The organism is Metabacillus niabensis (genome assembly GCF_902829255.1).
Classification (GTDB): Bacteria; Bacillota; Bacilli; order Bacillales; family Bacillaceae; genus Metabacillus; species Metabacillus niabensis.
The window spans coordinates 1-3,796 of record NZ_CADEPK010000310.1 but is presented as its reverse complement, the minus strand read 5'-3'; the positions used below and the strand labels follow the sequence as shown (position 1 = coordinate 3,796).

Genomic DNA, 3,796 nt, shown 5'->3' with positions numbered 1-3,796 from the left:
TATTGGAACAATTAGATAAAAGTAAAATTATAAAAGTATCTGAGTTAAGTAAGCTATTAGAAGTAACGGAAAAAACGATTCGCGGTGATCTTGAATTATTAGAGCAACGTGGATTTTTAAAAAGGATCCACGGTGGAGCGGTTGTTGCTGATGGAGAAGGTAGAATGCTGCCGATTGCTGAGCGTCAATCTGGTTATAGTGATGTTAAGCTTGCGATTGCAAAGGAAGCTGTTAAGCTTATCAAGCCAAATGAAACGATTCTCATGGATGGAGGAAGTACAACGAGTGCAATTGCAGAATTACTCGGAGATTTCCCGATAACTGTGATTACGAATGATATTAAAATTGCTCATGTTCTTCTGAAGAAGCCAATGATTCAATTAATGGTATTAGGTGGAACGAGAATTGATAATTCTTCATCATTAATGGGCGCACAAGCTACTGAAATGCTACAAAGAATTAGGGTGAATCGATTGTTTTTTGGTACAACAGGCATTTCGTTAGACCACGGATTAACCGTAATTAACAGTATTCATGCTGATTGGAAAAAGCAAATTATAAGCTGTGCAGATCAAGTAACACTGCTAGCAGACTCAACAAAATTTGAAAAGGTTGCACTCATTAATTTTGCCCAAATCGAAGAGGTTGATGAAATTGTTACTGATTCAGGAATAAGTTCTGACGTTTTGGCTGCTTTGGAAGGGAAGCAAGTAACATTGCATATTGCTACAGTATAATTTGATGAATAAATGGAATATTTTATTAAAAAAGATGACAAACGAACATTTTCCCGTTGTCATCTTTTTTATTTGTGATATAATCAAACCATAATGAACATAAACAAACATTATGAAACGATGTTGGAGGTGGCATGGGAATGGAATCTCTTTTTTCATTAAAGGGAAAGGTAGCATTATTAACAGGGGCAAGCAGAGGTTTAGGACAAGGTATGGCCGTTGGTTTAGCTGAGGCAGGAGCAACAGTCATTGGTGCCGGAATGAGTGACATGTCTGAAACACGAAGCAAAATTGAAGCAATTGGTGGTACTTTTCATGATGTGAAAATTGATTTATCAGAGGATAAGGCAGCTGAAAAGCTAGTTTCAGAAGCTTTAACATTAACTAACAAGATTGATATTTTAGTAAACAATGCAGGAATTATCCGCCGAGAAAATGCGGAAAACTTTACTGATGATGATTGGTTTGAAGTCATTAAAGTAAATCAGCATGCAGTTTTTCAATTATCCCGTGAGGCTGGCAGACATATGCTTGAAAACGGATCAGGGAAAATTATTAATGTAGCCTCAATGCTTTCATTCCAAGGTGGACTTAGAGTACCAGCATATACAGCGAGCAAGCATGCTGTTGCAGGATTAACGAAATCACTTGCAAATGAGTGGGCAAGTAGAGGAATAAATGTAAACGCTATCGCTCCAGGATATATGGAAACGGATAATACTGCACAGCTCCGTTCAAATACAGAGCGCAATGAATATATCACTTCAAGAATTCCACAAGGCCGCTGGGGTACACCAGATGACCTAAAGGGAGCAGTCGTGTTTTTAGCTTCAAATGCTTCTAATTATGTCAATGGCCACATTTTATGTGTTGATGGCGGTTGGATGAGCTCTTAATCATTTGCATGTTTAAAAATAGGTATGATGCTTGAGATTTCTACTTAGCAAGGTGCTTGATATGTTGCAAAATTTATTAAGTTGTAAATGGATACTATCTAGCTCTAACAATTTTTACGGTAAAGCAAAATATACTTTTATGTGATAATTTTCTTATGTATATCGGGGATAAGCAAGGCGCTTGCGCTTTAAATTAGAAAGGGGAAATGAAGAATGGAAATTAGACACACAACGAATCCGACAGATTTTAAAGAGTATAAAACGGAAAGATTAAGAAGTGACTTTTTAATTGATTCTTTATTTGTAAAAGGAGAAATTAATTTAACGTATTCACACTATGATCGCGTTGTCGCTGGTGGAGCAATTCCTACAACAGAAGCGCTTAAGCTTGAAGACAAGGAAACGTTAAAAACAGAATACTTCTTAGAAAGACGTGAAGTAGGAATTATTAATATCGGTGCAGAGGGTACAGTGTTAGTTGATGGTGAAGCTTATACTTTAAATAAAAGAGATTGCCTATATGTTGGTTTAGGAAATAAAGAAGTTTTATTCGAAAGCAGCAATGCTTCTGATCCGGCAAAATTTTATATTGTATCAACACCAGCGCATAAGCAATATCCGACGAAGAAAGCTCCAATCGATGATGCAGAGCCAAATCGCTTAGGATCTGACAGTGAATCAAACAAACGAACGATTTATAAATATATCCATGCTGATGGAATTCAAAGCTGTCAATTAATGATGGGAATGACGTTGCTAGAGCCAAACAATATGTGGAACACGATGCCTGCGCATTTACATGACCGTCGAATGGAAATCTATTTATACTTCGATATGGATGAAGATGCTAGAGTATTCCACTTTATGGGTCAGCCGGATGAAACACGTCATATTGTTGTGAAAAATGAACAGGCTGTTTTATCACCACCTTGGTCTATCCATTCGGGTGTAGGAACAAGCAATTATACATTCATTTGGGCAATGGCTGGTGAAAACTATACATTTACAGATATGGATCAAGTGAAGATGGATGAATTGAAATAATAAGATTTTTAGTGTTCTTGTCCTTATTGGATGAGAACACTTTTTTATTTTGCAGTTTTAAAATAAAACTTTGTTGGTATGTCAAATCCAATATTTCTACTAACAAAAAACTTTAAATAAGCTGTGTATCTTTGGAATAATTTATTCTAGTTTAAAAGTCCTAACTACATCGATAGTTTTATTTGCTGAAAAGACTTATGCGGGGATAATGACGATAATAGTGAAAAAACAGCTAAAATGTCTGTCAAGCTGTTAAATGGTACAAAAGCATTATAAACATATTTTAGTAATGCGAAAAAAATAACAAAATATAAAATTGATAGAAAGAAGAACACTAATTTTTCCATCGAAAATTCGACCTCTTTTATTAAGATTTCACCCAAATTAATTAAGGAACTATCAAACTTATGAAAACGATAAAGATAGAATCTCATATCCGTAATTCTTTGTGAATGAGGAATATGAGATATCTACTACTTCTTTTTTACAACTGGAATAAGAATATCAAAATGCGGGTCTTTAAGGTCACGACCTATTGGATAGCGTTCATGCTTGATTGGCAACGGATCATAGTATTTTTGTTCGGAATCTAGAAATGGTTCATACTCGCTTTCTTTTAGCCATTTAGAAATCGAATGGTATGTTTGGGCGATGTTTTCACCTGCTTTATGGTGAGTCAGAAAATAGGTCATTTCAGGTACATAAATTTCAACCATTCCTTCAAGGATACGTTGTTCCTCTCCCACCTCATAGACGGAATAATGAGTGAAGCCATCTTGTCTTAGATGATAAGACAAGCCTAGCAATGTCTCTGGATCGATGAGGTGTTCAAACTCTATTACTCTTTCGTTCATTGTCGAAATCATATCCTTTAATGTATGAGCCTCAGAGTAAGAACCGTCCCATTTTAAGCCAACACCACGATATCCTGGTAATGTAACAATTTCATAGTTTAGCTTCATTTTCAATGACTCCTTTTTCATGAAATTTCTTATTACCTTGCTAATTCTCCATTTTACAATATACTCCTTCTCTAAAAGAGCTTTTAATAACATTGCTGTAATTAAAAAATTATAATTTTTGCAGAAATAATTGTCGATATTCAGTTGGTGTCTTTCC

Annotated in this window: 4 protein-coding genes; 3 read left to right on the top strand and 1 reads right to left on the bottom strand. The window is 35.4% G+C overall.

The annotated features are described in order from the left end of the window. From HU235_RS17925 to kduI, 3 genes are all read left to right on the top strand, one after another. Positions 1-737: DeoR/GlpR family DNA-binding transcription regulator (locus HU235_RS17925; RefSeq protein WP_325100943.1), on the top strand; the 737-nt coding region annotated here is incomplete at its 5' end. A gap of 140 nt (positions 738-877) precedes the next feature. Continuing rightward, positions 878-1,633, top strand: a complete 756-nt coding sequence (kduD, locus tag HU235_RS17920; RefSeq protein WP_095298704.1) for a 2-dehydro-3-deoxy-D-gluconate 5-dehydrogenase KduD — start codon at positions 878-880, stop codon at positions 1,631-1,633. Positions 1,634-1,846: 213 nt separating this feature from the next. Beyond that, positions 1,847-2,677 (top strand): 5-dehydro-4-deoxy-D-glucuronate isomerase, encoded by an 831-nt coding sequence (gene kduI, locus HU235_RS17915; RefSeq protein ID WP_095298706.1) that lies wholly within the window; start codon positions 1,847-1,849, stop codon positions 2,675-2,677. Positions 2,678-3,150: 473 nt separating this feature from the next. On the opposite strand, the gene HU235_RS17910 is transcribed toward kduI, so the two are convergent. Continuing rightward, positions 3,151-3,796 (bottom strand): GyrI-like domain-containing protein (locus tag HU235_RS17910; RefSeq protein ID WP_233452267.1); only part of this gene is annotated, 646 nt, incomplete at its 5' end.

Bases quoted from the DNA above. Each gene is read 5' to 3' on its own strand.
- kduI (WP_095298706.1), top strand. From the start codon at position 1,847: ATGGAAATTAGACACACAACGAATCCGACAGATTTTAAAGAGTATAAA.
- kduD (WP_095298704.1), top strand. From the start codon at position 878: ATGGAATCTCTTTTTTCATTAAAGGGAAAGGTAGCATTATTAACAGGG.